Annotated in this window: 24 protein-coding genes and 1 other RNA gene; 11 read left to right on the plus strand and 14 right to left on the minus strand. The window is 72.2% G+C overall.

Going from position 1 to position 24,616, the window contains the following annotated elements; genetic code table 11:
- The first annotated feature begins 57 nt into the window (after positions 1-57).
- Positions 58-456, plus strand: a complete 399-nt coding sequence (locus GSY69_RS01620; RefSeq protein WP_160952153.1) for a hypothetical protein — start codon at positions 58-60, stop codon at positions 454-456.
- Between the two features lie 81 nt (positions 457-537).
- Here the strand turns inward: GSY69_RS01620 and GSY69_RS01625 are convergent, their stop codons facing one another.
- Positions 538-1,050 (minus strand): hypothetical protein, encoded by a 513-nt coding sequence (locus GSY69_RS01625; protein ID WP_160952154.1) that lies wholly within the window; start codon positions 1,048-1,050, stop codon positions 538-540.
- 95 nt (positions 1,051-1,145) lie between these two features.
- Here GSY69_RS01625 and GSY69_RS01630 point away from each other — a divergent pair, with 95 nt between their 5' ends.
- The gene (locus GSY69_RS01630; RefSeq protein ID WP_160952155.1) at positions 1,146-1,343 is read left to right on the plus strand and encodes a helix-turn-helix transcriptional regulator; all 198 of its coding nucleotides are present in this window, start codon (positions 1,146-1,148) and stop codon (positions 1,341-1,343) included.
- Positions 1,327-1,752 (plus strand): hypothetical protein, encoded by a 426-nt coding sequence (locus tag GSY69_RS01635; protein WP_160952156.1) that lies wholly within the window; start codon positions 1,327-1,329, stop codon positions 1,750-1,752. The genes GSY69_RS01630 and GSY69_RS01635 overlap by 17 nt, the downstream gene beginning before the upstream one ends.
- A 9-nt stretch (positions 1,753-1,761) precedes the next feature.
- Here GSY69_RS01635 and GSY69_RS01640 read toward each other — a convergent pair whose 3' ends face one another.
- Positions 1,762-3,540: a phospho-sugar mutase gene (locus tag GSY69_RS01640; protein ID WP_160952157.1), complete on the minus strand. Its 1,779-nt coding sequence runs from the start codon at positions 3,538-3,540 to the stop codon at positions 1,762-1,764.
- Position 3,541: 1 nt separating this feature from the next.
- Entirely contained in the window at positions 3,542-4,438 is an 897-nt protein-coding gene (locus GSY69_RS01645; RefSeq protein WP_160952158.1) for a purine-nucleoside phosphorylase, read from the minus strand.
- 67 nt (positions 4,439-4,505) lie between these two features.
- Between GSY69_RS01645 and GSY69_RS01650 the strand changes: the two genes are divergently transcribed.
- Positions 4,506-5,483, plus strand: coding sequence for a GNAT family N-acetyltransferase (locus GSY69_RS01650; RefSeq protein WP_235936199.1), 978 nt, complete (start codon positions 4,506-4,508; stop codon positions 5,481-5,483).
- Positions 5,484-5,519: 36 nt separating this feature from the next.
- On the opposite strand, the gene GSY69_RS01655 is transcribed toward GSY69_RS01650, so the two are convergent.
- Complete coding sequence (locus GSY69_RS01655) at positions 5,520-5,819, minus strand: YrhK family protein (RefSeq protein WP_328698717.1); 300 nt, start codon at positions 5,817-5,819, stop codon at positions 5,520-5,522.
- A gap of 186 nt (positions 5,820-6,005) precedes the next feature.
- Here GSY69_RS01655 and GSY69_RS01660 point away from each other — a divergent pair, with 186 nt between their 5' ends.
- The 4 genes from GSY69_RS01660 (at position 6,006) to GSY69_RS01675 (ending at position 10,026) form a co-directional block, all read left to right on the plus strand.
- Positions 6,006-7,619 (plus strand): molybdopterin-dependent oxidoreductase, encoded by a 1,614-nt coding sequence (locus GSY69_RS01660; protein ID WP_160952159.1) that lies wholly within the window; start codon positions 6,006-6,008, stop codon positions 7,617-7,619.
- A 143-nt stretch (positions 7,620-7,762) separates the two neighbouring features.
- On the plus strand, positions 7,763-8,446 hold the full coding sequence (locus tag GSY69_RS01665) for a fasciclin domain-containing protein (protein WP_160952160.1): 684 nt from the start codon (positions 7,763-7,765) through the stop codon (positions 8,444-8,446).
- Positions 8,447-8,449: 3 nt separating this feature from the next.
- Positions 8,450-9,154, plus strand: coding sequence for an RNA polymerase sigma factor (locus tag GSY69_RS01670; RefSeq protein ID WP_328698718.1), 705 nt, complete (start codon positions 8,450-8,452; stop codon positions 9,152-9,154).
- Positions 9,151-10,026 (plus strand): anti-sigma factor, encoded by an 876-nt coding sequence (locus GSY69_RS01675; protein WP_160952161.1) that lies wholly within the window; start codon positions 9,151-9,153, stop codon positions 10,024-10,026. The genes GSY69_RS01670 and GSY69_RS01675 overlap by 4 nt, the downstream gene beginning before the upstream one ends.
- A gap of 36 nt (positions 10,027-10,062) precedes the next feature.
- On the opposite strand, the gene GSY69_RS01680 is transcribed toward GSY69_RS01675, so the two are convergent.
- From GSY69_RS01680 to GSY69_RS01715, 8 genes are all read right to left on the minus strand, one after another.
- Positions 10,063-13,878 (minus strand): FtsK/SpoIIIE domain-containing protein, encoded by a 3,816-nt coding sequence (locus GSY69_RS01680; protein ID WP_160952162.1) that lies wholly within the window; start codon positions 13,876-13,878, stop codon positions 10,063-10,065.
- A gap of 135 nt (positions 13,879-14,013) precedes the next feature.
- On the minus strand, positions 14,014-14,406 hold the full coding sequence (locus tag GSY69_RS01685) for a hypothetical protein (protein WP_160952163.1): 393 nt from the start codon (positions 14,404-14,406) through the stop codon (positions 14,014-14,016).
- An 83-nt stretch (positions 14,407-14,489) separates the two neighbouring features.
- Positions 14,490-15,026, minus strand: coding sequence for a hypothetical protein (locus GSY69_RS01690; RefSeq protein WP_202410728.1), 537 nt, complete (start codon positions 15,024-15,026; stop codon positions 14,490-14,492).
- Position 15,027: 1 nt separating this feature from the next.
- Complete coding sequence (locus GSY69_RS01695) at positions 15,028-15,462, minus strand: TadE family protein (protein WP_328698719.1); 435 nt, start codon at positions 15,460-15,462, stop codon at positions 15,028-15,030.
- Positions 15,463-15,465: 3 nt separating this feature from the next.
- On the minus strand, positions 15,466-15,741 hold the full coding sequence (locus GSY69_RS01700) for a hypothetical protein (protein ID WP_202410729.1): 276 nt from the start codon (positions 15,739-15,741) through the stop codon (positions 15,466-15,468).
- A gap of 72 nt (positions 15,742-15,813) precedes the next feature.
- Positions 15,814-16,746, minus strand: coding sequence for a type II secretion system F family protein (locus GSY69_RS01705; protein ID WP_160952164.1), 933 nt, complete (start codon positions 16,744-16,746; stop codon positions 15,814-15,816).
- Positions 16,743-17,615, minus strand: a complete 873-nt coding sequence (locus GSY69_RS01710) for a type II secretion system F family protein (RefSeq protein WP_160952165.1) — start codon at positions 17,613-17,615, stop codon at positions 16,743-16,745. Before GSY69_RS01710 ends, GSY69_RS01705 begins: the two co-directional genes overlap by 4 nt.
- A gap of 46 nt (positions 17,616-17,661) precedes the next feature.
- Positions 17,662-18,888, minus strand: coding sequence for a CpaF family protein (locus GSY69_RS01715; RefSeq protein ID WP_160952166.1), 1,227 nt, complete (start codon positions 18,886-18,888; stop codon positions 17,662-17,664).
- Between the two features lie 245 nt (positions 18,889-19,133).
- On the opposite strand from GSY69_RS01715, the gene prfB reads away from it, so the two are divergent.
- Positions 19,134-20,264 (plus strand): peptide chain release factor 2, encoded by a 1,131-nt coding sequence (gene prfB / locus GSY69_RS01720; RefSeq protein ID WP_160952167.1) that lies wholly within the window; start codon positions 19,134-19,136, stop codon positions 20,262-20,264.
- A gap of 210 nt (positions 20,265-20,474) precedes the next feature.
- Here prfB and GSY69_RS01725 read toward each other — a convergent pair whose 3' ends face one another.
- Complete coding sequence (locus GSY69_RS01725; protein WP_235936200.1) at positions 20,475-21,467, minus strand: PRC and DUF2382 domain-containing protein; 993 nt, start codon at positions 21,465-21,467, stop codon at positions 20,475-20,477.
- 412 nt (positions 21,468-21,879) lie between these two features.
- On the opposite strand from GSY69_RS01725, the gene smpB reads away from it, so the two are divergent.
- Positions 21,880-22,377: an SsrA-binding protein SmpB gene (smpB, locus tag GSY69_RS01730; protein ID WP_160952169.1), complete on the plus strand. Its 498-nt coding sequence runs from the start codon at positions 21,880-21,882 to the stop codon at positions 22,375-22,377.
- A gap of 409 nt (positions 22,378-22,786) precedes the next feature.
- Positions 22,787-23,173: a transfer-messenger RNA gene (ssrA, locus tag GSY69_RS01735) on the plus strand.
- Positions 23,174-23,464: 291 nt separating this feature from the next.
- Here ssrA and GSY69_RS01740 read toward each other — a convergent pair.
- Positions 23,465-24,577, minus strand: coding sequence for an alcohol dehydrogenase catalytic domain-containing protein (locus GSY69_RS01740; protein ID WP_160952170.1), 1,113 nt, complete (start codon positions 24,575-24,577; stop codon positions 23,465-23,467).
- Between the last annotated feature and the right edge of the window lie 39 nt (positions 24,578-24,616).

The raw sequence follows: 24,616 nt of genomic DNA on the forward strand, positions 1-24,616 counted from the left end.
AGCGGCTCGGCAGTGTCGATTCACCGGTCTGACCTCGGCGGTTCGTACACTGGTGCTATGCCCAAGACCCGCACCGTCTCCCGACTCAGCCTTGCCGTCGCGGCAAGCGCCGGCGCATTCGCACTGCTGTGCCTGGTGAGCCTGCAGTGGGGTGCGGCGATCGCGTTCGCGGTGCTGGGCGCCGCCCAGTGGGCGTGCTCGTGGTGGGTCCACTCCTCGCCCAGCGCCCTGGCCGCGCGGGGCACCCCGGACGGGGGACCGCGCAACGTGGACCGCGGCACGGTGGCCCTGACGTACACCGCGTATGCGGGCCTGTTCCTCGTGCTGCTCGTCTACCTGCTGGCCGCGCTCTTCAGCCCGCCGTTCAGCGATGTGCGGGTGCTCGCGATGACGCAGATGGTCGTGCTCTTCGGCACCTGGGGCATCTCGAACCTCGTCTTCGCCCGCCTGCGCTGAGCCCTGCCGGCCGCTTCGCAGGGGCCCGCGCGCCTCGGGTCGGGCCGACAGCGGTGTCCCGGCGATGGGCTGCGCGGCCGTTCAGCCGATGAGCCGCACGCCGGCGGCCGCCAGCGCGCCGAACACCACACCCCACGCCACGATGGACACGAGCTGCCAGCCGATGACGGCGTTGCGGCTGGCGCCGAACGAGACCATCATCCCTGAGGTGATCTGGCTGGGCAGGAAGCACTGGCCCAGCAGGCTGACGCCGGGCACACCCCAGCGGTCGAACATGCGCCGGACCCGCGCCCGTCGCTTCGAGCCCGGCGCCCCGGCTGCCTCCGCGCTGGCGCCGGCCCCGGCCTGCGATCCGGCCCTACGGCGTGCCAGGACCGCGCGGCGGGCGGCGGCCGCGCCCATGACGACGAGCAGCATCGTGGCGGCATTGCCCACCACCGCCAGGCCGATCGCCACGACCGGGTGCATGCCGGTGAGGACCCCGATCGCGGAGCCGAAGTACGACTCGACGAACGGGATGGCGGACAGGGCGAGGATGCCCAGCCAGTGGACGGCCGGCGGCAGGGACTGGGCGAAGTCGACGAGCGCGTGCATGGGTTCCTCCTGGTTCAGGGCGTCGCACGGTGGAAAGTGCGCTTTCCATGTCAAGCGTGCTTGACTGTCCGGCTGCTGTCAAGTACGTTTGACACATGGAGAGCCGGGTCAAGGAGCTGCGCCAGGACGCGGGGCTCTCACAGGAGGCGCTCGGCCGCGCGGTGGGGGTGTCGCGCCAGACCATCAACTCGCTGGAGAAGGGGCGCTACGACCCCTCCCTGCGACTCGCGGTCGCCCTGGCCCGCCATTTCCGACTCAGCGTGGAGGAGATCTTCGATGTCGACGCACCCTAAGCGCGGCCCGCTGGGCGTGTCCTGGCTCAACGTGGTCTTCGCCGCGGCCCTGCTCATCGCCGGTGTCCTCGTGGCCGTCCTCAGCGCGCGGGGACTGGCCTTCGGGCTCGTGCTCTGCGCGCTCGCGGTGATCCAATTCGGCGCGGCCTGGTGGGCGGTTCACCGCTCGGACAACGACCTCGCCCGCATCAACGCCCTCGAATACGCGGACGAGCGCGAGCGCCAGGTCGCCCGCGCGGGCCTTGCCGCCGTGGGCGCGGTGGCGCTCATCGGCAGCCTCGCGCTCGTCGTCGTGGGCTTCGTGCTCGACGATGCGCGCGTGCCCCTCGAGGCAATCGCGCCGTGGTCCGTCCTCGTGCTCTACGGCACGTGGGGGATCGCCAACTGGGTGGCGGCCAAGCGGATGTGAGCCCCGGGTCTACAGCCCCAGCGATCCCGCGAGCTGCTCGCGCATCGCGGCCAGGCGCGCCGCTGCGCGCGAGCGCGCCCCGGCCAGCGCCTCGGCGCCGGCAACCGGCTCCGCGGCCTCGAGGTAGCACTTGAGCTTGGGCTCCGTGCCCGAGGGGCGGATGATGACCCGATCGCCCGCGGCGGTCTCGAGGACCATGCCGTCGGTGGGCGGAAGCTCCGGCGAGCCCTCGCTCAGGTCGACGACGCGCTCCACCGGCGAACCCGCGAGCTGCGCGGGCGGGGCCTCGCGCAGGCGGCGCATCGCCGCGGCGATGAGGGAGACATCGGCGACCCGGAAGCTCAGCGGCGCGGTCAGGCGCACGCCGTCGCGGGCGCGGATGCGCGCCAGCTCGTCGTCGACCGTGCGGCCCTCGGCCTTGAGCCGCGAGGCCAGGGCCGCGAACAGGAGGCCCGCGGAGATCCCGTCCTTGTCGCGCACCGCGGCCGGGTCCACGCAGTAGCCCAGCGCCTCCTCGTAGCCGAAGACCAGCCCCGGGACGCGGGAGATCCACTTGAAGCCGGTGAGCGTCGACACGTGCTGGAGGCCGTGGGCGGCGGCCACGGCGGCCAGCGCGCGGGAGGACACGATGGAGTTCGCCATCGTCAGGTGCGTGGCCTCCGAGGCGGAGAAGCGCTGGCCGACGAACTCGCCCAGCAGCAGGCCCACCTCGTCGCCGGTGAGCTGGCGCCACGTACCGGACCCGGCCTGCGGGTCCGGAATCGCGGCGGAGAAGCGGTCGGCGTCCGGGTCGTTGGCGATGATGAGCTCGGCGCCGCTGCCCTGGGCCCGGGCGATCGCGAGGTCGAGCGCGCCGGGCTCCTCCGGGTTGGGGAAGGCGACGGTGGGGAAGTCCGGGTCCGGGGAGAACTGCTCATCCACCGGCACGACGTCTTCGAAGCCCGCCTCGTGGAGCGCGGCCGTCATCATCTGCCCGCCCACGCCGTGCATGGCGGTGAGCACGATGCGCAGGGGCGCCTGGGCGCTGGCGTCGAGCTCGCGCAGGCGGTCGAGGTAGGCGCGCACCACCTCGTCGCCCAGGGTCTCCCAGCCCTGCGCGCGGGGGACGGAGGCAACCGCATCGACCGCGGCGATGCGCTCGGCGATCATGGCGTCGAACGGGGGCACGATCTGCGCACCCGCCCCGGCCTGGGCGGCGCGCTGCGCGGCGACGGGGTCCTCGCCGGCTAGCGCGTAGCCAGCGCGCAGCGCGGACTCGCCCAGGTAGACCTTGTAGCCGTTGTCCCGGGGCGGATTGTGGCTGGCGGTGACCATGACGCCGGCGTCGGCGCGCAGGCTCAGCAGCGCAAACGCGAGCAGCGGGGTGGGCAGCTGCGGCGGCAGCATGATCGCCCGGCCGCCGGCGGCGGTGACGACCGCGGCCGTGTCCGCGGCGAAGTCGGCCGAGCCGTAGCGGGCATCGCAGCCGATGACCACGGAGAAGCCCTCGCCCACGGTGTCGCGCAGGAAGGCGGCCAGGCCCGCGGCCGCGCGGATGACGACGGCGCGGTTCATCCGGTTGGGCCCGCCGCCCAGCGCCCCGCGCAGGCCCGCGGTGCCGAACGCCAGGGGGCCGGCGAACCGGTCCTCGAGGTCCGCGCGCGCGGCGGCGGCCTCGTCGGCATCCCCGCGGGCGGTAGCGAGGAGCGCCTGCAGCTCGGCGCGAGTGGCGGGATCGGGGTCATCGGCGATCCAGGCGGCGACGACCTGGGGGTCGAAGCCCGCGGTGAAGCGGTCCGCGACGGCCATCTCAGCCCTCTCCCACGATGCGGGCGACGATGTCGGCCAACAGCCGGGAGATGCGGGGGCCCGCGGCACGCCCGGCCTCGAGCACTTCGGCGTGATCGAGCGGCTGGGCGGAGACGCCGGCGCCCAGGTTCGTCACGAGCGAGATGCCGAGGATCTCGAGGCCTGCGGCGCGCGCGGCGATCGCCTCGAGTGCCGTGGACATGCCCACGAGGTCCGCGCCCAGGGTGCGGGCCGCGCGGACCTCGGCGGGGGTCTCGTAGTGCGGGCCGGGGAACTGGGCGTAGACGCCCTCGGCCAGGCTGGGGTCGATTTCGCGGGCGATGTCGCGCAGCCGGGCGGAGTAGAGGTCCGTGAGGTCGACGAACGTGGCGCCGTGCAGGGGCGAGGCGGCCGTGAGGTTGAGGTGGTCGCTGATGAGCACGGGGGTGCCGGGGCCGGTTTCCTCGCGGGTGGAGCCGCAGCCGTTCGTCAGCACGACCGCCCGGCAGCCCGCCGCCGCGGCGGTGCGCACGCCGTGGGCCACCGCGTCCACGCCGCGGCCCTCGTAGAAGTGGGTGCGCGCGCCCAGCACCAGGGCGTGGGCGCCGTTGCCCAGGCGGATCGTGGTGAGCGTGCCGCCGTGGCCTGCGACGACGGGGGAGTGGAAGCCGGGCACCTGGTCCGCCGGGGTCTGCGCGATCACCTCGCCCAGCAGGTCGGCCGCGCCGCCCCAGCCGGAGCCCAGCACGAGCGCGATGTCGTGGGCCTCGATGCCGGCCGCGGCGTTGAGGACGGCCGCGGCATCGGCGGCGAGCGCCTGGGGGTCCCGGTCGGCTGCCGCGGGCGCGGACTGCTGTGCCTGCTGTGCGGGCTGCGGGGCGTGGGCGGGCTGGTGGGATGCGGTGTGCGCGTCGGTCATGGCTTGACTGTATCGGACCGGCCGGGGCGGACCCGCGGCGGCGAACTGCGCGCTCCCGCTAGGATCGATGCATCCGTCCAGCCGCGTCCGTGACCAGGAGGCCACCATGCTCATCCGCCCGTTCTCCGCAGGCGACGACCTGGCCCTGGGCGAGGTCTTCCACGATGCCGCCACCCCCGCCGAGCACATGGAGCGCGGCCTCTTCCGCCCCGCCTCGGACGGCGGGCAGGGCGAGCCGGCGCTCAGCCGCTGCGTGGTCGCCGCGGCGGAGGACCCGGACATCCTCGTGGGCGCAGGTGCCATCGCGGCTTCGCCCGCCCATCCGTACCGCGCGTGGTCGTACGTGGAGGTCGCCGCCGAGGAGCGAGGCCGTGGCCTGGGCCGCGGGCTCTTCGACGCGGTGCGCGAGGAGGTGCGCGGCACCGAGCTCGACGGGCTGCCGCTGCGCACGCGCGTGGCCGCAGGCTCGCCCGGGTTCGCCGCCGCCGAGCACGCCGGCTTCTCCACCCTCTTCACCACCCGCGTGGTGCGCATCGAGGCACTCGCCCTGGGTGCGCTGGGCGCGGATCGGCTCGAGGACTTCGCCGTGACCGCCACGGGCTCGGTGGAGCTGACGAAGGCGTTCGCCGCCTGGTATGCCGGCGTCAACCGCGCCGATCCCGCGGCCCCCATGTCGCTGGGCCAGGTGAACAACCGCTTCCTGTCCGAGGCCGCGGGCGCCTACGGCGCCGCGCTGCTGCGCGATGGCGGCGAGGTCAGCGCGTTCGCCGTCTCCTATGCCCAGCCCGAGGTCGAGGCGCCCACCGAGCTCACGCTGGGCGCCGTGTACGACGGCACCGAGGCCGCGGCGGACCCGGATCCGCGCTCGCCGCAGTTCCAGCGGGCGATGGAGGACGCGGGCGCGCTGCTGGCCCGGCTGTCGACGGACACGGCGGTCATCGTGGAGGTCACCGACGAGATGCCGGCGGTCTCCGCGCTCATCGACGGGCTCATCGAGGCCGGCCAGGCGAGCGTCGAGTACGCCTACGCCACGCTGGGGGACTAAGGGGCGCTCTGACGGCCGGGCTGCCGACGTCCGGGCTCAGAAGTCCCAGGTGGCGTGTTCCGGGGCCGTGCCGCGGATGCGCTGGATGTGCAGCTGGCGGGCCAGGCGGATGAGGGGCCGGACGAGCATCTCCACGCTGCCGATGACGAAGAGGCACGTGCCCAGGAAGATGAGCTTCTCCGAGAAGAAGAAGAAGCTGCCGATGAGGAACCACAGGCCGATGAGGATGTCGTTGCCGATGCTCAGCAGCGCGTAGCGGCGCCGGATGACGAGCTCATGGTGGCCGACCCGCACGGTCGTCTCCTGCGGGGTGGTCTCGATGTGGTGCTCGTGCACGGATGGCCCTCCTGAGGCGCGATCGGGTGGCGGCGCAGCCCGGAGGACTGCAACGCACTCACAATAGGGCCGCAGCGGGCAATCGGCACACCGTGCCCGGTCCTCGGGCGGGTTCGTGGCACTCGCCGACCGCTGAAACCGGACTCCGTGGCCAATCCGCCTGGGCGCCGGCTCCGAATAGACGGCATGAGCAGCCCTGCACCCCCTCGCCAGTCCCGCGGCCACTCCGCCGCCCTGTGCGCCCGTGCGCGCCGTGCCGCCGGGGCGGCCGCGCTCGGTGTCGTCCCCACGGTGGTCTTCCTGGGCACCGCCGATGCCCTCGCCCGGTTGCTGGGTGCCTCCACGGCCCCGCTGCTGGCGCTCAGCCAGACGATCATCGCGCTCACGCCGCCGGCGGCCGTCGCCTTCGCGATCGAGCACCTGGGCACCGCCGACAAACCCGTGCTCCTGCTGAGCGTCGCGCTGGGCGGCCTCGTCATCGCGGCGGGCATCGGGCTGCTGGCCCGCCGGCGCCCGCGCACGGCGGCCGTGGTCTTCGCCGCCCTCGAGGCGGGCCTGGTCTGCGCGGTGGCCGCACGGCCGGGCAGTCGCGCCCCCGACCTCGGCGCCGCGCTGCTAGGCGCCGTGCTCGGGTTTGCGGCATTCGTCCTGGTGGCGGCGCTCGACCGCCGCGCGCGGCGCGGTCACCGCGGAGCGCACCGGGGCCGCAACGAAGGCCAGGCCAGTGATCCGGGGCGGCGAGCGCTCCTTACCACCGCCGGCACGCTCGCGGCTGTCGGCGCACTCAGCCTGGCCCTCGGGCGCTCCATCACGGTCGTCGGCGGGGCCGCGATCGGCGCGGCCGCCCGCCTCGTGCTGCCGCGCCCCGCAAGCCCCATGCCCGCCGTGCCCGCCAGCGCCCAGATCGCGGTGGACGGCGTGGCGCCCTTCATCACCCCGGCCGCGGACTTCTATCGCATCGACACCGCACTCACACCCCCAGATATCGCCCCCGAGCGGTGGTCCCTGCGTGTCCACGGGCTCGTCGAGGAGGAGGTCACGCTCACGATGGACGAGCTCCTGTCCCTGCCCCTGGTGGAGCGCGCGCTCACGATGACATGCGTGTCCAATCCGGTGGGCGGCGAGCTGGTGGGCACGGCCGCCTGGCTCGGATACCCCCTGCGCAGCCTGCTGGCGCGCGCCCGCCCGCAACCGGAGGCGGACATGGTGCTCTCCGGGTCGATCGACGGCTTCACCGCGGGCACCCCGCTGGAGGCCATGCGCGACGGGCGGGATGCGCTCCTGGCGATCGGCATGAACGGGGAGCAGCTGCGCCCCGAGCACGGCTTCCCCGCCCGGCTCATCGTGCCGGGGCTCTACGGCTTCGTCTCGGCCACCAAGTGGGTGACCGACCTCGAGGTGACCCGGTTCGATCGCGCCCAGGGCTACTGGACGAAGCGCGGCTGGGATGAGCGCGGCCCCATCCTCGCGGCCAGCCGGATCGAGGTGCCCGGGCCCCTTGCCCAGGTGCCGGCGGGCACGGTCGTCGCCGCCGGGACCGCGTGGGCGCAGCGGGCCGGGGTGCGCTCCGTCCAGGTGCGCCTCGACGACGGGGACTGGCGCTCCGCCCACCTGGCCACCGCGGTCTCACAGGACACGTGGCGGCAGTGGCGCTGCGAGTTTGCCGATGTGCCGCCCGGCCTGCACGCCCTGACCGTGCGCGCGATCGACGGCCGCGGCCGGGTGCAGACCGCCGAGCGGCGGGACTCCATCCCCAATACCGCGACCGGCCATCACCGCATCCAGTTCACCGCGCAGTGAGCCGCGCGGCGTGTCCCAACCGCTGCCGGAAAAAAGTCCGCGGGAATCCCATCCGCCACGGCATCGGCTCCGAACACCAGTCAGACGGCGGGCACGTTGCACACCAATCCCGCTCGCCGCAGGACCAACACAAGGAGAAGATCATGAAGACGACACCCAGCACTCGCATCATCACCGCGGTCGGCGCGGTGGCCCTCAGCATGATCGGGCTCAGCGCCTGCTCCGGAGGCGCCTCCGGCAGCGAGTCTGGCGGCTCGGAATCGATGGGGGAGAGCTCCTCGGCCTCCTCGGCTCCGATGGAGAGCCCGTCCGCATCCGGCGGGGGCGCCGATGCGGACCTGGTGGGCAGCGGCTGCGCGGCCTACGCCAAGCAGGTGCCCTCCGGCAGCGGCTCGGTGGACGGCATGGCCGAGGACCCGGTCGCGGTGGCCGCGTCCCACAACCCCATGCTCACGACGCTGACGAAGGCCGTCTCCGGCAAGCTGAATAAGGACGTCGACCTCGTCGACACCCTCAACGGCGGGGACTTCACCGTCATCGCCCCCACCGATGATGCGTTCAAGAAGATCCCTAAGAAGGACGTCGAGGCGCTGGCCAAGGACAAGGACGCCCTGACGAAGGTGCTCACGTACCACGTGATCCCCGGCAAGCTGAGCCCCGAGCAGATCGCCGGCGAGCACAAGACGGTCGAGGGCGACAAGGTCAAGGTCTCCGGCTCCGGGGAGAAGCTCATGTTCAACAAGTCCAAGCTGGTGTGCGGCGGCGTGAAGACGGCCAACGCGACCGTGTACATGGTGGACACGGTCATGATGCCCGGGAAGATGTGACGCGTGCTCCAGCCCCTGAGCGCCCCGGGCCGCCCGCGTGTGAGCGGGCGGCCCGGGGCGCTCGCGGGCGGCGGGCGCGGTGCGCGCGGCCCCGCGGACGGGGGCGCGGTGGCGTACGGTGAGCAGGTGCCCACAGACGACCACGACCATCCCCCGCCCGCGGGCGATGTGGAGGCCGCGCTCATCCTGCGCATCCAGAACGGCGACACCGCCGCCTTCAACGAGGTCTTCCACCGCATGGGCGGCATGCTCCTGGCCGTCGTCGTCCGGATCGTGCGCGACCGTGCGCTGGCCGAAGAGGTGCTCCAGGAGTGCTTCGTGGAGCTGTGGAAGCGCAGCGACCGCTTCGACCCCCAGCGGGGCAGCGGGCGGGGCTGGCTCGTGGGCATGTGCCGCAGGCGCGCCATCGACTGCGTGCGCTCGGTGCAGGCCGCCCGCGACCGCGATGCGGCCGATGCCGCCCGGGCCGCCGCGACGCCCGGCCAGAGCGTGGAGCAGACGGTGGAGGCGCGGCTGGCCTCCGACGATGCCGCGCGGGCGCTGGCCGGACTGCCCGGTGAGCAGGCCGAGCCCATCTATCTGTCCTACTTCTGCGGTCTGAGCCATGAGCAGATCGCGCGGCGGCTGGACCGGCCGCTGGGTACGGTGAAGACGCGCATCCGCGACGGAATGAAGAAGCTGCGATTCGCACTGGGGGAGGGGCCATGACCGACGATCGCGAATACCTAGCCGCGGGGCTGGCAGCCGGAGGCCTGGACCCCGACGATCAGCGCGCCGCGGAGGAACTCGAGCGCACGGACCCGGGCTTCCGCGCTCAGGCAGACGAGTACCGAGAGGCCCTGGCGGGCCTGGTGGCCAGCGGGCCCCCCGAGCCCATCGGCGCCGACCTTGAGCGGAGCATCCTCGCCATCCCGCAGGACCATCCCCGCGAGAAGGCGCAGGGCGGCTCCCCTGCCTCCCCGCCCGACGAGCCCTCGCTCGTCGGTGGCGAAGCCGGCGACCATGGCGCCCGCGGTCCCCGGAAAACCGGGGGCGAGGCCGGGACGCAGGCGGAGAACGAGGCCGGAGCCCCAGTGGCCGATCTCGGCGAGCGGCGGCGTGCGGGACGTGGCCGCGGTGCCCGGACCTGGGCCGCGCTCGGTGCGGCGGCCGCCGTCATCGCGATCGCCGCCCTGGGGATCACGACCGTGCGCGCGGTCGGCGAGCGCGAGGAGGCGCAGCAGCAGCTGAGTGCCACCCGCGCCCAGGCGGAGCAGAGCAACCGCCTACTCACGGCGCCCGATCTGCGCTCGGGCGAGCTGAAGGTCAAGGGCGGTGGAACCGTCGATGTCAGCTATTCGACCGCTGAGCGGCTCATGATGGTCGCCCCCCAGCAGCTTGCCTCTCCGGGCGATGATCGGTCGCTGCAGCTGTGGATTATCGCCGATGGCAAGGCCGCGAGCGCGGGGCTCCTGGCGCAGCGCTCGGCGGTCTTCGAGCCGCCGGAGTTCGAGAAGGGCGCGGTGCTCGGGCTCACTGTGGAGCCCGCTGGCGGCTCGCCGGCGCCCACGAGCGCACCCGTCGGCTCGCTGACACTCTGAACCGCGGCGTCGCTGGGGCTGGCGGCCCCAGGCTCGTCACGGGCACAGCGGCACCGACCGGTGGGCCGAGGCGAACCAGCCCAGGCCGCACGCGGGCGGAACGAGCGGCAGATCGCGATACCCGACCTCGGCGTGCTCGACGGGTGAGCGCGCCCCCAGGAGGACACTGGGGCCCAGCGTGAGCGCCCGCGCGGCGGGGGATCCGTAACCCGGAGCCATCCCCCACGGCAGCGTCAGAATGCAGGGCCCCGCCTCGAGTGCCGACTCGACTTCTTCTGCAGGCGCGCGGTGGGCATCGCGCACGATTCTCGGACAACCGCTGGCCGTCTCTCCGGAGCCCAGCGGCACCGCTGCGGTGCGGTCTCGATGACGGTCGGTCTCAGAGCGGCCGCAGGCGGAGAGCAGTTCCGCGAGGAAGCGCTCCGCCCGCTCCGGCGGGCCGTAGACGCTGAGCACGGGCCCGTCGTGCACCGGGTTCCAATCGACCGATTCGCCGAGCGGAGCGCGGCCCAGTCGCCAGTGGGGACCGGGGGTGAGTCCGCGGTCCTCCGTGAGGAGCGAGAGCCGCGCACGCGCCTCGGCGGCCTCATCTGCGCCCACACGCGTGCGTTGGATGCCGACAGCCGGCGGCAGGGCGACCTGGAGATCCACGCCGCTGGGATCCGAACCACCCGCCGCCGAGCCGATGAGCACCCCACGGCCGGGCACGGTCATGCCCTCGAAGCGCCCCGGGCTCAGCCCGTAGTACATCGCATCCTGTGCCGCAGCGGGTGGGAAGACGATGCGGGTGGCTGCCCGCGCACCCACCTGCCCGTGCAGCACGCGCCGCCCGCCGACCAGCGCGAATGTGACGCCGGCACCGGCCTCGGCGAGCAGGCGCTCCAGGCGGGTACCGCGCTGCGAGCCCTCGGCGATCGCGCTCAGGGTGTCCCACTCGTCGATGAGCAGGCCGACCGGTGTGTGCGCGCGCTCGAGGAGCCCGATCGCGTATTCCAGCAGCCATGTCTCCCCGTGGGCGACCGTGAGGTCCGCGGGGCACGGGGAATCCGGGGGTGCGAGTGCGATCGTGCACAGGCCCCGAGCCCGCCACGCCCGGGCCACCTGGACCAGGACCGTCGACTTGCCGGTGCGGGGCCCACCCGTCATGAGGATGTTTCCCGCCGCGGGCTCGGGCACCCAGGGCTCAGTCGTGCACCGATCGGGCACGTCGATGAGACCCGCGGCGTGGCCGTCCGAGGCCGGGATGACGGCAGGCAGCGGGGGAGCGACGATCGGCGGAACTCCGGGGCGGGCCGTTGTGGCCAGCCGATCCACGAGCAGCTGCTCCGGGGGCACCGCCCAGCCGAGAACCGCGCTGTCCCAGTCACCGCCGTCGCGCGCGGGCGCCGTCGCACATTCCAGGACGGTCCACCTGGCATGCAGCCGGTGGGGCGGGGGCGGATGGAAGACGGGGGTCGCCGTGCGGAACCGGGTGCGGGAAGACCCCGTCGAGGCGATGGCCGAGCCGGGCAGCCGCGCATCGAGGGCCGCCGCGTCATCGCATTCGATGACTTCCCGGGAATCGAGCGGATCCCGCACCCGCAGAGCGATGCGCAGCGCAATGTTGGCCTTCATGCGCGCCGTGACGATCCCCGCGGGCCGCTGGGTGGACAGGACGATGTGGATGCCGAGCGAGCGGCCCAGGGCGGTCAGCGATTCCAGCATCTCCGTGCCCTCCGGGTTGTCGAACACGAGGGCTTGGAATTCGTCGATGACGAGGATGACGCGCGCAAGACGGTGGTCGGAACCGGCATTGAATGCCTCGATGTCCGCAGCGCGCGCCGCTGCCAGCAGTTCCTCGCGGCGCAGCACCTCTGCCCGCACGCTGCGCAGCGCCCGCAGTGCCGCGGTGGGACCCAGGTTCGACGTCACCGAGTCCACGTGGGGAAGGCCGGCCAGCGGTGCGAAGGCGGCACCGCCCTTGAAGTCGATGAGCACGAAGCGCAGCGCCTCCGGACCGTGCAGGCCGGCCAGCGAGAGCAGCCATGTCTGCAGGAAGACCGACTTGCCGCTGCCCGTGGTGCCCGCCACGAGGGCGTGCGGGCCATCGCCCACGAGATCGAGGCACACCGGCCCCATCTCACCCCTGCCCACCGGTACGGGATGCCATGCGACCGGATGCGGATCTCGGCTCGCGCGGACAGCCTCATCGGTATCGGCCCTTTCTGTGCGTGCCGCCGCCACGAGCGAGTCGAGGGCGCCGGGGTGCTCACCGGGTGACTGCGCCGCGGGGCGCAGCGGGCAGCACGCGGCGAACCGCTCGGGGCGCAGGCGCCGCAGGTCAATCGGGCCCTCGAGCGGAACGGGTGAGCGGATGGGCGCCGCACTGACCGGTGCGCGCAGCTGCGCACCGCCATCCCCGCGGCAGTGCACCCACCACTCCTCGGCGCTGCCGCCCGCACCCCCGGCCATCAGCACTGCCTGCCCGGTGGTGAGCCATACGTCGACGGAAGCGGCCGTTGAGCTCCCCGAGCGCGGAACCGGTGCTGAGTCGGCAGCACCGCTGGGTGAGACCCGCGGACAGGTTTCCGCCTCGCCGGCGCAGCCGCACAGCTGCAACCGCGCCGCTGCGAATTCGGCGGGGGCGGCCCCGTGGACGGTAACGCACACCCGCGCCGCGAGGAGGCTCACGACGGCCGCGCGCATCGCATCGGACACGGTGGAGCGCACCCCCGTCAGGCGCAGGGCACCAGCACCCAGGTCGACGAGCAGGGGCGCGTGGGGTGCGGTTGCCCACCGGCGGCCCTCCACTCGCACGCTCGGCAACCGGGCGCGCTCGAGTACCCGGGTGAAGGCAGAGCGCACAGGCTGTGGGAGTTCCGGGTCCGGCTCCCACGCGTCCTCGAGTGGAACGGGCAGGACGGCGCTTCCCGCGCCCAGGCAGATCGTTGTGCCCCGCTGCCGCCCTCCCCAGGCGGACTGCACACAGGCGGTGCGTGCCTGGGCCACCCGCTGCGCATATTCGTCCACGCCCGCCCGCAGCGTGCCCAGGGCGGCTGCGGCATCCGAGCGGAAGCGCCGGCGCTCGGCCCACCACGTGATGACCGCCGTGAGCGGCCCCGAGGCGCTGAAGGCCAGAAACCACCACATGTGCATGGCGAGCGCGAGGACGATGCCGATGAGGATGGGCACGGCAAACAGCAGCCACGAGGGGCGTCGCGGGGCCACCAGGCGCGGGCGCTCCGGCAGGGGGACTGGACCCTCCTGGGCGGGCTGCGGTGGCAGGCCGGTCACCAACCGCAGGCGGGTCGAGCCCAGTTGCACGGCCTGCTCACCGGCCGGTGCGGCGACCGGTTCACGGCTGAGGAACGGGTCGGCAAGCTGCAGCGAAGCGCTCGGACCGCGCCCGACCCGGATCCCGGCCCGCGGTGCGCTCACCGCGAAGCCGCTGTCGGGGCCCGTGAGCACCTCAACGCGCGGCCCCTCGAGAGTTCCCAGAATCTGGGGCGGCGCCGTGGTCGTACCGGCTCTGGCTCCCAGCCGGTCAGCGGCGGCCCCTGCGTCGAGCGTGCGGACGAGCGCGGCGGCAGTCGAATCCGTCCATTCCAGCCAGGTCAGGGGGCAGGCAGCGAGCTCCTCCGCGGTCCATGCGATGCCGGTTCCTCCGTGTGGAGGACGGGCGATGATCACGAGGGGCGCGGAGGCAGACGATGACTCGTGCGGCGACCGGGAGCCGCCCGGCGCGGTCGTTGGCCGCTCGAGCCGCTCGAGCACGGCGGCCAGCACGTCGTTGGCGAGCGCCTCGGCGTCTGCGCGCACGAGGACCGTGCGCACGGTGTGCCCGCTCACCCGGTGGACGATCCCCTCGATCATGGCCGCAGGCTAGGCGCGGGGATGCGATTCGGATGGCCGCGCAGTCCGAGTGTGCACCGGTGCGAGGGTTCCACACCGGGGTCGGTGCGTAGCAGGGCCGGCTGTGACCTTCCGGTTGCCGACCGGGCGGGCCATTCACCTGCGCAGGCCGCCGCGGGCGGTGACGCCGGCACGCAGCTCGATGCCGCGCGGGGCGAAGGGGGAGAGCAGCGCCGAGTGGTAGGTGCCGCGGATCTCGACGTTGGCGGAGTGCCCGTCGTCGGTGCTCCCGCGCACCTGGAGACCGGACCAGCGCGTCTCGCGGAACGTGCGCTGGGCAAAGGACTGCGCGGCGCGGTCGACCTGGGAATCGCTGAGCTCGATGTCGGGTTCTGCGGTCTCCGCCGGCTCGAACGAGTCCGCGGCTGCGAGCGCGGCCGAGTCGGCCAGCGCGTAGAGGCGGCGTTGCGCGAGGTAGATGTCGGTCACGAGGGCGGCCAGGACGATGAGCGCCAGGGCGATCACGGCAAAGCCGATGCCCAACGGCATGATGGAGCCCTCGTCCCGGCACAGGCGGGACAGCGGCCGCCCGGACGGCGGTGCCCCGAATGGAGTGGTGCGCCGGCGCGGGTTCATCGCGCGGCCCCGTCCGCGCGGTGGCCCGCGGCTGCCGCACCGCCGATACTGGCATCCGCGGCGGTGCCCACCTCCTCGGCCACGAGGTCGGAGTGCTCAGCGTGGATGGTGATGTGGCCGGCCCGCCCGCCGAAGAGCACGGGGACACCCGGGATGGGAATGGCCGCCTCGACGTGGGCGGTGACGAGCGTTCCGGCCTCATCGCAGGGGCCCGCGCACTCGCGGGTGAGCGAGTAGTCGACGTCTGCCAGCCCGAAATCGGCGAAGTGGAGCTGGGCGAGGCCAGCGGCCCGCGCCTCGGCGGAATCGGGGTGGGTTGCCGCCGCGCGCGCCGCATCCACGGCGCTGGCGTGTGCCGCGTAGGCGCCGGCCTGCAGCTGCGCGAGCGCGACGACCAAGTAGACGAGCGGGATGAGGAGAACGACCGAGGCGAAGACGAACTCGATCGGGGCGGAGCCCTTGTCCGAGCGCAGGCGCGCACCCAGCGCGGCGCGCCGCGGCACCGCGCTCCCGGCTGCCGACGGGCCGCTCACGTCAGTCCTTCGATTCGGCGGGGGCGCGTGCGGAGATGTCCCACGTGGCGGGGCCGAGCAGCCCCAGCACCGGAACCGGTGCCCGCACGTGGATGATCATGAGTGTGGCTGTCCCAGGCGGCTCGGGAGCGGCTGATTCGCGGCGCACGGTGATGTTGCGGGCGTAGCCGGCCCCCACTCCGGCGGTGATGAGATCGCCGGTGAGGCGCATCGCGTCCTCCGGGCTCTGATCGGCGAGCGCGGCCTGCCGGGCGCCGGCGACCGCGGCGTCCGTGACGGTATTGCGGACGTGGAGCGCCAGGCCGAACTGGAGGACGCCGGCGAACACGAGCGCGAGCAGGGCCCCGGTGAGTGCGAACTCGGCGACGGCCGAGCCCTCATCGCTGCGCAGATCGAACCGCGCCGCACCGCGACGGGGCCGCCGGTGGGTGGACACGGCTCAGCCCGCCTTGCGGACCTTGTCCATGGAGTCGCGGAAGAACGAGGTGAAGGCCTCCCCGGCCAGCGCCCACAGGGCCACCACCAGTGCGGCGGTCATGACCGTGATGAGCACCCAACCGGGCACATCGCCGCGGTCGGAGCGCCTGGCCCGCTGGCCGCCCGGCGCGGCGGTCTCGTCCGTGGGGCGCGGTACACCCGCCACGAGCGCGGCGAAGGCCGTGGCGCCGAGCAGAAGGGAGGTCGCGAGACTGGAGTGTGTGAAACGGGTGAACATGGTGCGTCCTTTCCGGTGCTGCGTCGATGAAGCGGGCGAAGGGGCACTGCGTGGGTGAAGAGGACTGGACGGTTAGGGAGTGAGATTGAGGACCGCGAGCGAGGGGAAGACGGCGAAGAGGACGGTGACGGGAAGGACGAAGACGACGACGGGAACGAGCATCCCGACCTCCTTCTTGCCGCTGAGCTCCATGAGCGCTCGGCGCCCGGATTCGCGCACATCGGCGGCTTGTGCGCGCAGCACCTCGGCGAGGGGCGTGCCGCGCGAGATCGCAATCGCGATGCCGTCGACGAATTGGACGAGGGACTGGATGCCGGTCCGCCTGGCCATGCGGTCGAGTGCCTCGACGAGCGGGGTGCCGGTGCGCGCCTCGGCGAGGGTGAGGGCAAGCTCCGAGCTGAGCTCGCCCCGCGAGGTGGCGCACACGCGCTCGAGGGCATCGACCGTGCCCTCACCGGCGGTGATGGACAGTGCCAGCAGCTCGGCGATGGTGGGGAACTCGGCGAGGATGAGCGCCTCGCGGGTCCGGACGCGGTGGCCGAGCCACCAGTCGTTGGCGAAGTGCCCGGTGATGCCGCCGGCCACGATCAGCGCGAGTGCGACGAGCGGGTGGAAGCCGCGGTTCAGGCTCACCAGGCCGGTGAGCACCGCCGCGAGCGCGAGGCCCGCGAGCACGCACAGGAGCTGGCGGGCGCGGAAGCCCTCGACGGTGGCGCCGCGGCCCAGTTTCGCGAGGCGGAGTGCAACCCCCGCATCCGTCGTCAGGCGGGCTGCCAGCCACGCCGAGGCACTGGTCAGCCATGCGCGCAGGATGCCGCGCAGGCCCGTGCCGGTGGGCTGGGCGAACCCGTAGATGTTCGCGACCCGCGGGGATTCCCGCAGGTAGGGAGCGATGCGGTCCGCGAGGGTGGGTTGGCGCAGAACGGGCAACGAGCAGACGAAGAACGTCAGCGACAGTCCTATTGCGAGGCCGCAGCCGAGGACAAGGGGCAGCACCGGTGTCATCGCAGCACCCGTGGTTCCCCGGGCAGGCGGCCGATGCGCTTCATTCCCGCGTAGGCGGCCAGCGAGACCACGAGGCCGGCGCCGAGGAGAAGCGCACCCTCCGGCGTGTTGTAGGCCAGGGCCGTCTCGCGCCGGGTGGCCAGCAGGGCGAGCACGATCCAGGGAGCGGCCACCGCGAGGCGGGCACCCGTCACGGTCCACGACTGCCGGGCGAGCATCTCCGAGCGCGTTCGAGCGTCTTCGCGCAGAAACTGCGCGAGTGTGCGCAGCATCGTCCCCAGATCGGTGCCGCCGACCTCACGGGTGACCTGCAGGGCCGCGACGATCCGGTCGGCGACGGGGTCGGCGCTGGCGTCCTTGAACCGGTCGAGGGCCAGGGAGAACGACCCGGTGGCGCGGTACTCGCGGGCGAAGACCCCGAAGAGCGGGCGCAGCGCATCCGGGCCGCGCTCGGCGAGCCCGCTGACCGCCTCGGGCAGGGACAGTCCCGCCCGGACGCCGGAGTTGAGGTGGTCGATGGCCTCTGGCCACAGCGTGCGGCGCTGCACGGCAGTGCGCTGGGCGCGCATGCGCACGAGCAGGTACGGTGCGGTGGCTGCGAAGAGCCCGAAACATGCGCTGATGGACAGCGCTCCGGTGAGCACCACCGCGATGAGTGCGACGGCGAACCCGCAGCCGGCGCACAGGGGCGCGAGGTGGGCCGGTCGCAGGCGCGGCAGTCCGGCGGCGGTGAGCATGTCATCGAGATCGCGCAGCATGCGCGGGCGCTCGCGCGTACTGGGCGGCTGCTCCCAGCACGCCGACCACAGGCAGAAGAGCCCGCTGCCCAGGGCGAGACCGCATAGGAGGCTCTGCGTCGAGACCGTCATGGTCGTGGCCAGTTCAGCAGGGGAACCGTTGCCCCGAATCGAGGACTCATGACGCGCTCAGCAACCGGCGGACGTCGTGGCCAGCGGCCGCGAGGCGATCGCCCAGATGGGTGAACCCGGTGCCGCGGACCAGCCTGCGCTGGGCGTCCCGGGTGAAGACGGTCTCGAGTTCGACGACATCGCCCTCGATGCCGCCGGGCACCGCGACGATCTCCTCGACCCGGCGGCTCCCATCGCGTTCGAGCACGAGGTGGACGACGAGGTCGACGCTGCTGGCCACCGTCGGCGTGACGAAGGAGGACCCGATGTTCGGCCCCGCGAGCAGCGGCAGCGTGCACAGCTTCGTCACCGCGGAGCGGGCGGAGTTCGCGTGTATTGAGCCCATCCCGGGTAGGCCGGAGTTCATTGCGACCAGCAGGTCGAAGCTCTCCGCCTCCCGCACCTCGCCGACGATGATCCGCGACGGGCGCATTCGCAGGGCCTCCTTGACCAACTGGCGCAGGGTCACCTCGCCCGTGCCCTCGAGAGAGGGCTGGCGGACCTGCATCGCCACCCAGTCGCGCGCGGGCACGGCGAGCTCGAAGACCTCCTCGCACGTCACGACGCGCTCCCGGGCGGGGATCGAACCGGTCAGCGCGTTGAGCATGGTCGTCTTGCCCGCCTGGGTGGCCCCGGAGACCACGATGTTGGCCCCCGCTGCCACGGCGGCGTCGAGGAATTCGGCCGCCCGCCCGGTCAGCGAGTTCGCCGCGACGAGGTCGCCCAGGTTGCGGGTCCGGGCGATGAATTTGCGGATGTTGATCGCGGGGTGGGCCCGGGTGATGTCGGGCAGCACAACGTGCAGGCGCGAGCCATCGGGCAGCATGGCGTCGACGAAGGGGCTGGAGAGATCGACGCGCCGGCCGGAGGTGCGCAGCATGCGCTCGATGAGGTCGTCGACCTCACCGTTGGTGAGCATCGTGGTGGTGAGCTCGGAGATCCCGCGTCGGCTGATGAAGACCGCCTGCGGCGAGTTCAGCCAGACCTCTTCGACCTCCGGGTCGTCGAGGTAGCGCTGGAGCGGACCGAACCCGGCAACCTCGTCGACGATGCTGCGCAGTGCCTCGGCAGGGTCGGCGAGCACCGGCAACCGCCCCGCCAGCGTGCGCTCGTCGTAGTCTGCGATGGCTTCGCTGACGAGGCGGCGAGCCGATTCCGGCTCGGTGCGCGGGTCGATGCCGCGCGAGCGGATTGCCTCGCGCACTTCACCGGAGATGATCTCGATCGCATCCATCCTGGCTCCTGGTCGTGCGCACCGGTGCGCCTTTGCACCGAGCGGGGGAAGTGCGGTCTGCTGTCTCTCAGTTTTCGGAGCTTCAATCTAGCCCCGGGTGCCCCGGTGCGCCAGACCCTGCAGGGCAACTGTGGACAAGCGGTTCGACTGCGGTGGTCCCCGGGGCCACCGAGCCAGCCGCCCTCCGCTCGGTGCCAGCCCGCCCACCCCGCCGCGTCACCGCCATGAACTAACCTGGAGGGACTATGGCCATTGACTTCGCGGCGCAGATCGCCGCCCTCCAGCAGACCTTCGGCTCCATCCGCGACGTCTCCGACGTCGAGCAGCTGCGCTCCGAGGTCGCGGAGCTCACGGAGGCCGCCGCCGCCCCGAACCTCTGGGACAACCCGGACGAGGCGCAGGCGGTGACCTCCAAGCTCTCGCACAAGCAGTCGACGCTGGAGAAGCTCGAGCGCTTCGACTCGCGCATCGAGGACGTGGAGCTGCTCGTCTCCATGGCCCAGGACGAGGACGACCAGGAGTCCCTCGACGAGGCCACCGCGGAGATCGAGAAGCTGAACAAGGAGCTCTCCGCCCTGGAGATCTCCACGCTGCTCTCCGGCGAGTACGACGAGCGAGCCGCCGTCATCACGGTGCGCTCCGGCGCCGGTGGCGACGACGCCACGGACTTCGCCCAGACGCTGGCCCGCATGTACATCCGCTGGGCGGAGAACAAGGACTACGGCGTCCAGGAGCTCGACACTTCCTACGCGGAGGGCGCCGGCATCAAGTCCGCGACAATTCAGGTCAACGCCCCCTACGCGTTCGGCACCCTGTCCGTGGAGGCCGGCACGCACCGGCTGGTGCGCATCAGCCCCTTCGACAATCAGGGCCGCCGCCAGACGTCGTTCGCCGCCGTGGAGGTGGTCCCGCTCATCGAGACCACGGACCATATCGACATCGACGAGAACGACCTGCGCATCGACGTCTTCCGCTCCTCGGGCCCCGGCGGCCAGTCGGTCAACACGACCGACTCCGCTGTGCGCATCACCCACGAGCCCACCGGCATCGTCGTGTCCATGCAGAACGAGAAGTCCCAGATCCAGAACCGCGCTGCTGCCATGCGCGTCCTCCAGTCCCGCCTGCTGGCCCGCAAGCAGGAAGAGGAGGAGGCGCAGAAGAAGAGCCTCGCCGGGGACATCAAGGCCAGCTGGGGCGACCAGATGCGCTCCTACGTCACCCACCCGTACCAGATGGTCAAGGACCTGCGCACCAACTACGAGGTCAACAACCCCCAGGCCGTCTTCGACGGCGACATCGACGGCTTCCTCGAGGCCGGCATCCGCTGGCGCAAGGAGCAGGAGAAGGCCGCCGAGGCCGAGGCCAGCAACCCCTGAGCCGCGCCTTCCGCGCGTCCCGGCGGGCGCCGGCGCTCACCTCGGGCGCGGGGAGCGCTTGCACGTGCGGCGGCGCTGGGAGGGGCACACCGCACTGCGCACACGCAAGGGCCCCTGGGATCGGATGATCCCAGGGGCCCTTGCGGCACTCCCGGCTCAGCGGGCGCCGCCCGCGCCGGAGCACGGGTCAGCGTCCGCTGCGGGGCAGCCTCAGTGGCGGGGCGCGCCGTCCACATCGCGCGGGTCGACATCGCCGCCATCCGCACCACGGCCATCGACACCGCGGCCGTCGGCGCCGCGCTCGGCACCGTCGACCTCGATCTGCTCCTTGCGAACCTCGCCGGAGACGGTCTTCGTGTCCTGCACCGTGCGGGTGCCCACGTTGACGCGCTCGGTGGCGACGGTCTCCTTGTCGACCACGGGGCGCTCCTCGCGCAGCGTGATCGTCTCGTCGACCTCGCCATCGCGGTCGATGTGCCCACTGCGCGCCTCGGGGGAGTTCGGGTCGATCTTCTCGCGCTCGACGACGAGCTCCTCGCGCTGGACGGGCACGTCAACCGACTGGTGCTCGGTCACCACGCGCTTGCGCAGGCGAGCACGGCCGGCCTCGTGGGTCTCCGTGCCGACGTTGAGGCGCTCCTCGTGGGCCACAACGGAGTCCGCGCCCTCGGCACCGCGGCGGTCATCGCGGGGATCCACGGCGCGCTTGGCGTCGTGGGCGGCATCGCGGTGGTCTGCGCCGTCGCGGCGGCCGTCGGCAGCCCCGGCGGCTCCCGCGGCGCCCACGCCTGCGGCACCGGCCGTACCGGCAGCCGCATCGCGGCCGGCGTGGTCGTGATCGCCGCGGCGGTCATCGTGGTCGCGGCGCCCGGCATCGCCGCCGGCGTCGTTGTAGTCGACCTGGTAGTACTCGAAGAGGCGGCGCTCGTCCTCGGGGGACAGGTGGCCCTCGGAGCCGATGCTCGGGGCGTCCTTGATGTAGGACTTCTCGAAGGGCACGCGCAGGCCCTTATCCGAGCGCTCCGCCGCGCTGTAGGGCACGAAGGTCTCGTGCGAGCCGAAGAGGCCGGTGTTGACGGTGACGAACTTGGGCTCTTCCGTGCGGTCGTCCAGGTACACCTGGCCGATCGAGCCGACCTTGTCGCCGTCCTGGTCGAAGACAGTGGTGCCGATGAGGGTGTCGAGATCGTGCTGGTCAGTCATGATCATTCCTTTCATGGGGCCCCCGAATGGGGCCTCGGCACAACCGAACCTACCTTGTGCTCAACGGCTCCGACCAGGTCGTTTCGTGATATTTCCCTAAAAGACAGCTGAACGAACGGCGCGCGCGCAATCAGCAAGGGGTCTTGGCGCTCTGCCGGGGGAGTCACAGTCCCTGGGCGAGGAACGGCCAGCGGGTAAGTGGGCGGGTCAGCCGCCCGATCTGGGTGCTCGGTCCGGCAGCCTGGTCCGGCTGCTCGGCGGGCGTGTGTGGCCGCCCGGTGTGCGGTCTTGATGCCGTACTCGCTAGACTTGGCGAGCCGTTGGTCCAGTGCCGGCACCGTGCTCCTCGCGGAGGCGGTCGGCGCGCACAGCGGCATGTCGTGGCAGGCAGACGAGTCCGAGGGGAGGCGCCATGGCGAAGAGCAAGAAGAAGATCGAGGAGCAGCGCACCTCGAAGAAGGTCATCGCGCGCAACCGCCGGGCGCGGTACGACTACCACATCGAGGACACCTACGAGGCCGGGCTCGCGCTCACGGGCACGGAGGTCAAGTCGCTGCGCGAGGGGCGTGCCTCGCTCACCGACGGTTTCGGGCTCATCTTCCAGAACGAGGCCTGGCTCGAGGGTGTTTACATCCCCGAGTACCTGCAGGGCACTTGGACGAACCACGCCGCCCGACGCAGGCGGAAGATGCTGCTGCACCGCGATGAGATCCTGCGCATCTCCCAGAAGCTCAAGGAATCCGGCCGCACGCTCATCCCGCTGGAGCTCTACTTCGACGGTTCGCGTGCGAAGGTCGAGATGGCCGTGGCCCGCGGCAAGAAGGACTGGGACAAGCGCCAGGCCCTGCGCGAGAAGCAGGATGCCCGCGAGGCGCAGCGCGCCATGTCGCTGCGCCGCAACATGGACTGATCCTCCTCGCCGCAGCCGGCCCCAGCATGTGCCCGCGGCTGTGCTGCCCGCCTGCGTATCGAGCGCACAGGGCGGGCTGTGGAAAAGCGGTGCACAACTCGTGGCAGGTCCCTGGTCGCGATGCGGTACCACAGCGAGGCTGCGCACGCCCATTCGCCGCTGACCTGGGACGATGCGGATTTCTCCGCAGCCGTGTGGAAAAACCGGCGCGCCTGTGGAAGAAGCTGTGTACAAGTGCCGCCTGCCGCGCCAGCCCGCGGGAGACTGGGCCGATGCCATCGCCGGGGAATAGCGGTGGACCGAGCGCCGTTGTGCGGGGTACAGTAAAGGGCCTCTCCTTCGATGGCACGTTCGGTCTCACAGTGACGGCGGGCCCGCGGAGAAGGGGCAGTGTTTGAAAACTGCATACGGGGATGATCGGTTTCGACGTTGGACAACGCGTCGGGAGAAGCGGGTCGAGAATGCAGAGTCATCTCGTTAATGTCCTCTGCAAAAAATAGGTGCTAAGTCTAACAACCGCACCGAGTTCGCCCTCGCCGCCTGATAACAGGCATTCAACAGCGAGCTGCGACTCCGTCAGCCTAGAGTTGCTTTCACTCTAGTCACTGGCGTCAGCGAGAAAGCCACTGCTGTCGGCACATGTTGGGGGTGCCGACGGGACTTCTACTCAACTCCGTCCGCTGGTCTACGTGTTCGTGCGATGACCAGGACCTAAGAAGCTGCTTCACGAACTGCACCCGGAGAATGCCCGGCAACTTGCCGACGGACGCGGGTTCGATTCCCGCCATCTCCACGTATGAGCCCCCGCAGGCCGCGCACACGCGGCCTGCGGGGGCTTTTCCTGTGCCCGCGCCGCTTGCGCTCTGCAGACCTGCGCCTGCGGTGTTCGAGACTGCGTCGCGCCTTGGCTGGGGTTCGCCTGCCGCTCTGGGGTCTGCGCGCGCTGGGCGGGGTTGCACCGCGCCGGGCGCTGCCCACCCTGCACCGGGCAGAGCGAAGGGGCGGCTGGCCTGTTGCCCGTGGGCCAGCCGCCCCTCCGCGATCGGGGCGACGTCTGCGGCGCTGACGCGCCGGAGGCACTGCGCGCTCAGTCCTCGAAGAGGATGACCTGGCGGACGGCTTCGCCGTCCGCGAGGGTGTCGAGCGCCTCGTTGATGTCGGTGATTACGATTGTACTGGATATTAATTCGGCTATGGGAAGGCCCCTATCCCGCCACAGTCGTTCGTACGTGGGGATGTCCTTCGCGGGCACAGCAGAGCCCAGATACGAGCCCACCACGGTGCGCGCCTCGGCCGTCAGCGTCAGGGGAGTGAGCGTCGACTCCGCCTGGGGCGCGGGCAGTCCCACCGTGACCGTGGTGCCGCCCACCGCGGTGGCCGCGAACGCCGTCTCGAAGGCGCGCGGGTGGCCTGCGGCCTCGATGACGACGGGTGCGCGCACGCCCTGCTCGGCGACCTCGTCTGGGGTGTAGACCTCGTCGGCGCCCAGCTCGAGCGCCCGGTCGAGCTTCGCGCGATTCGCGTCGACGCCGATCACCTTGCCGGTGGGCAGGGACACGGCCGTGATGAGCGCGGCCATGCCCACGCCCCCCAGGCCCACGATCATGACGTCGTCGTCCTCGCCCGGCTTGCCCGCGTTGATGACGGCGCCGCCGCCGGTGAGCACCGCGCAGCCCAGCACGGCTGCGATCTCCGGCGGCACATCGTCGCCCACGGGCACCACGGAGCTGCGGTGGAGGACGGCGTGGTCGGCGAAGCCGGAGACCCCCAGATGGTGGAGCACCGTCTCGGACCCGCGGTGCAGCCGCACGTGGTCGCCCACCAGGGTCCCCGCGTTGTTCGTCGCGGTACCGGGAGTGCAGGGCAGCTTGCCGTTCGTCCGGCAGTTCGCGCACTCACCGCAGCGCGGCAGGAACACGGTGCTCACCTGCTGGCCGACCTCGATGTCGTCGACGTTGGCGCCCACCTTCTCCACGATGCCCGAGGCCTCGTGGCCGAGCAGCATGGGCATGGGGCGCGGCCGGTTGCCGTCGACCACCGAGAGGTCCGAATGGCACAGGCCCGCCGCGCGCACCCGGATCAGGACCTCGTCCGGCCCGGGATCGTCGAGGGTGAGCGTCTGCAGTTTCAGCGGCCGGCTCTGGGCGTAGGGCCGCTGCGCCGTGCCGACCTCTTCGAGGACGGCGCCTGTGATCTCCATGTCTCTCCTTCACGGCCCGAACCCGCTCACACCGGGGTC

The sequence above is a fragment of the Brevibacterium rongguiense genome (assembly GCF_009857845.1).
Lineage (GTDB): Bacteria > Actinomycetota > Actinomycetes > Actinomycetales > Brevibacteriaceae > Brevibacterium > Brevibacterium rongguiense.

Excerpts from the sequence above, each read along its gene's own strand:
- GSY69_RS01705 (WP_160952164.1), bottom strand. The coding sequence starts at position 16,746 with ATGACACCGGTGCTGCCCCTTGTCCTCGGCTGCGGCCTCGCAATAGGA.
- GSY69_RS01665 (WP_160952160.1), top strand. The coding sequence starts at position 7,763 with ATGAAGACGACACCCAGCACTCGCATCATCACCGCGGTCGGCGCGGTG.
- GSY69_RS01725 (WP_235936200.1), bottom strand. The coding sequence starts at position 21,467 with ATGACTGACCAGCACGATCTCGACACCCTCATCGGCACCACTGTCTTC.
- GSY69_RS01685 (WP_160952163.1), bottom strand. The coding sequence starts at position 14,406 with ATGCCGTTGGGCATCGGCTTTGCCGTGATCGCCCTGGCGCTCATCGTC.
- GSY69_RS01640 (WP_160952157.1), bottom strand. The coding sequence starts at position 3,540 with ATGGCCGTCGCGGACCGCTTCACCGCGGGCTTCGACCCCCAGGTCGTC.
- GSY69_RS01650 (WP_235936199.1), top strand. The coding sequence starts at position 4,506 with ATGCATCCGTCCAGCCGCGTCCGTGACCAGGAGGCCACCATGCTCATC.
- GSY69_RS01680 (WP_160952162.1), bottom strand. The coding sequence starts at position 13,878 with ATGATCGAGGGGATCGTCCACCGGGTGAGCGGGCACACCGTGCGCACG.
- GSY69_RS01630 (WP_160952155.1), top strand. The coding sequence starts at position 1,146 with ATGGAGAGCCGGGTCAAGGAGCTGCGCCAGGACGCGGGGCTCTCACAG.
- GSY69_RS01740 (WP_160952170.1), bottom strand. The coding sequence starts at position 24,577 with ATGGAGATCACAGGCGCCGTCCTCGAAGAGGTCGGCACGGCGCAGCGG.
- GSY69_RS01700 (WP_202410729.1), bottom strand. The coding sequence starts at position 15,741 with ATGTTCACCCGTTTCACACACTCCAGTCTCGCGACCTCCCTTCTGCTC.
- GSY69_RS01715 (WP_160952166.1), bottom strand. The coding sequence starts at position 18,888 with ATGGATGCGATCGAGATCATCTCCGGTGAAGTGCGCGAGGCAATCCGC.
- GSY69_RS01645 (WP_160952158.1), bottom strand. The coding sequence starts at position 4,438 with ATGACCGACGCGCACACCGCATCCCACCAGCCCGCCCACGCCCCGCAG.
- GSY69_RS01635 (WP_160952156.1), top strand. The coding sequence starts at position 1,327 with ATGTCGACGCACCCTAAGCGCGGCCCGCTGGGCGTGTCCTGGCTCAAC.
- GSY69_RS01710 (WP_160952165.1), bottom strand. The coding sequence starts at position 17,615 with ATGACGGTCTCGACGCAGAGCCTCCTATGCGGTCTCGCCCTGGGCAGC.
- GSY69_RS01620 (WP_160952153.1), top strand. The coding sequence starts at position 58 with ATGCCCAAGACCCGCACCGTCTCCCGACTCAGCCTTGCCGTCGCGGCA.
- GSY69_RS01625 (WP_160952154.1), bottom strand. The coding sequence starts at position 1,050 with ATGCACGCGCTCGTCGACTTCGCCCAGTCCCTGCCGCCGGCCGTCCAC.
- prfB (WP_160952167.1), top strand. The coding sequence starts at position 19,134 with ATGGCCATTGACTTCGCGGCGCAGATCGCCGCCCTCCAGCAGACCTTC.
- smpB (WP_160952169.1), top strand. The coding sequence starts at position 21,880 with ATGGCGAAGAGCAAGAAGAAGATCGAGGAGCAGCGCACCTCGAAGAAG.
- GSY69_RS01675 (WP_160952161.1), top strand. The coding sequence starts at position 9,151 with ATGACCGACGATCGCGAATACCTAGCCGCGGGGCTGGCAGCCGGAGGC.
- GSY69_RS01660 (WP_160952159.1), top strand. The coding sequence starts at position 6,006 with ATGAGCAGCCCTGCACCCCCTCGCCAGTCCCGCGGCCACTCCGCCGCC.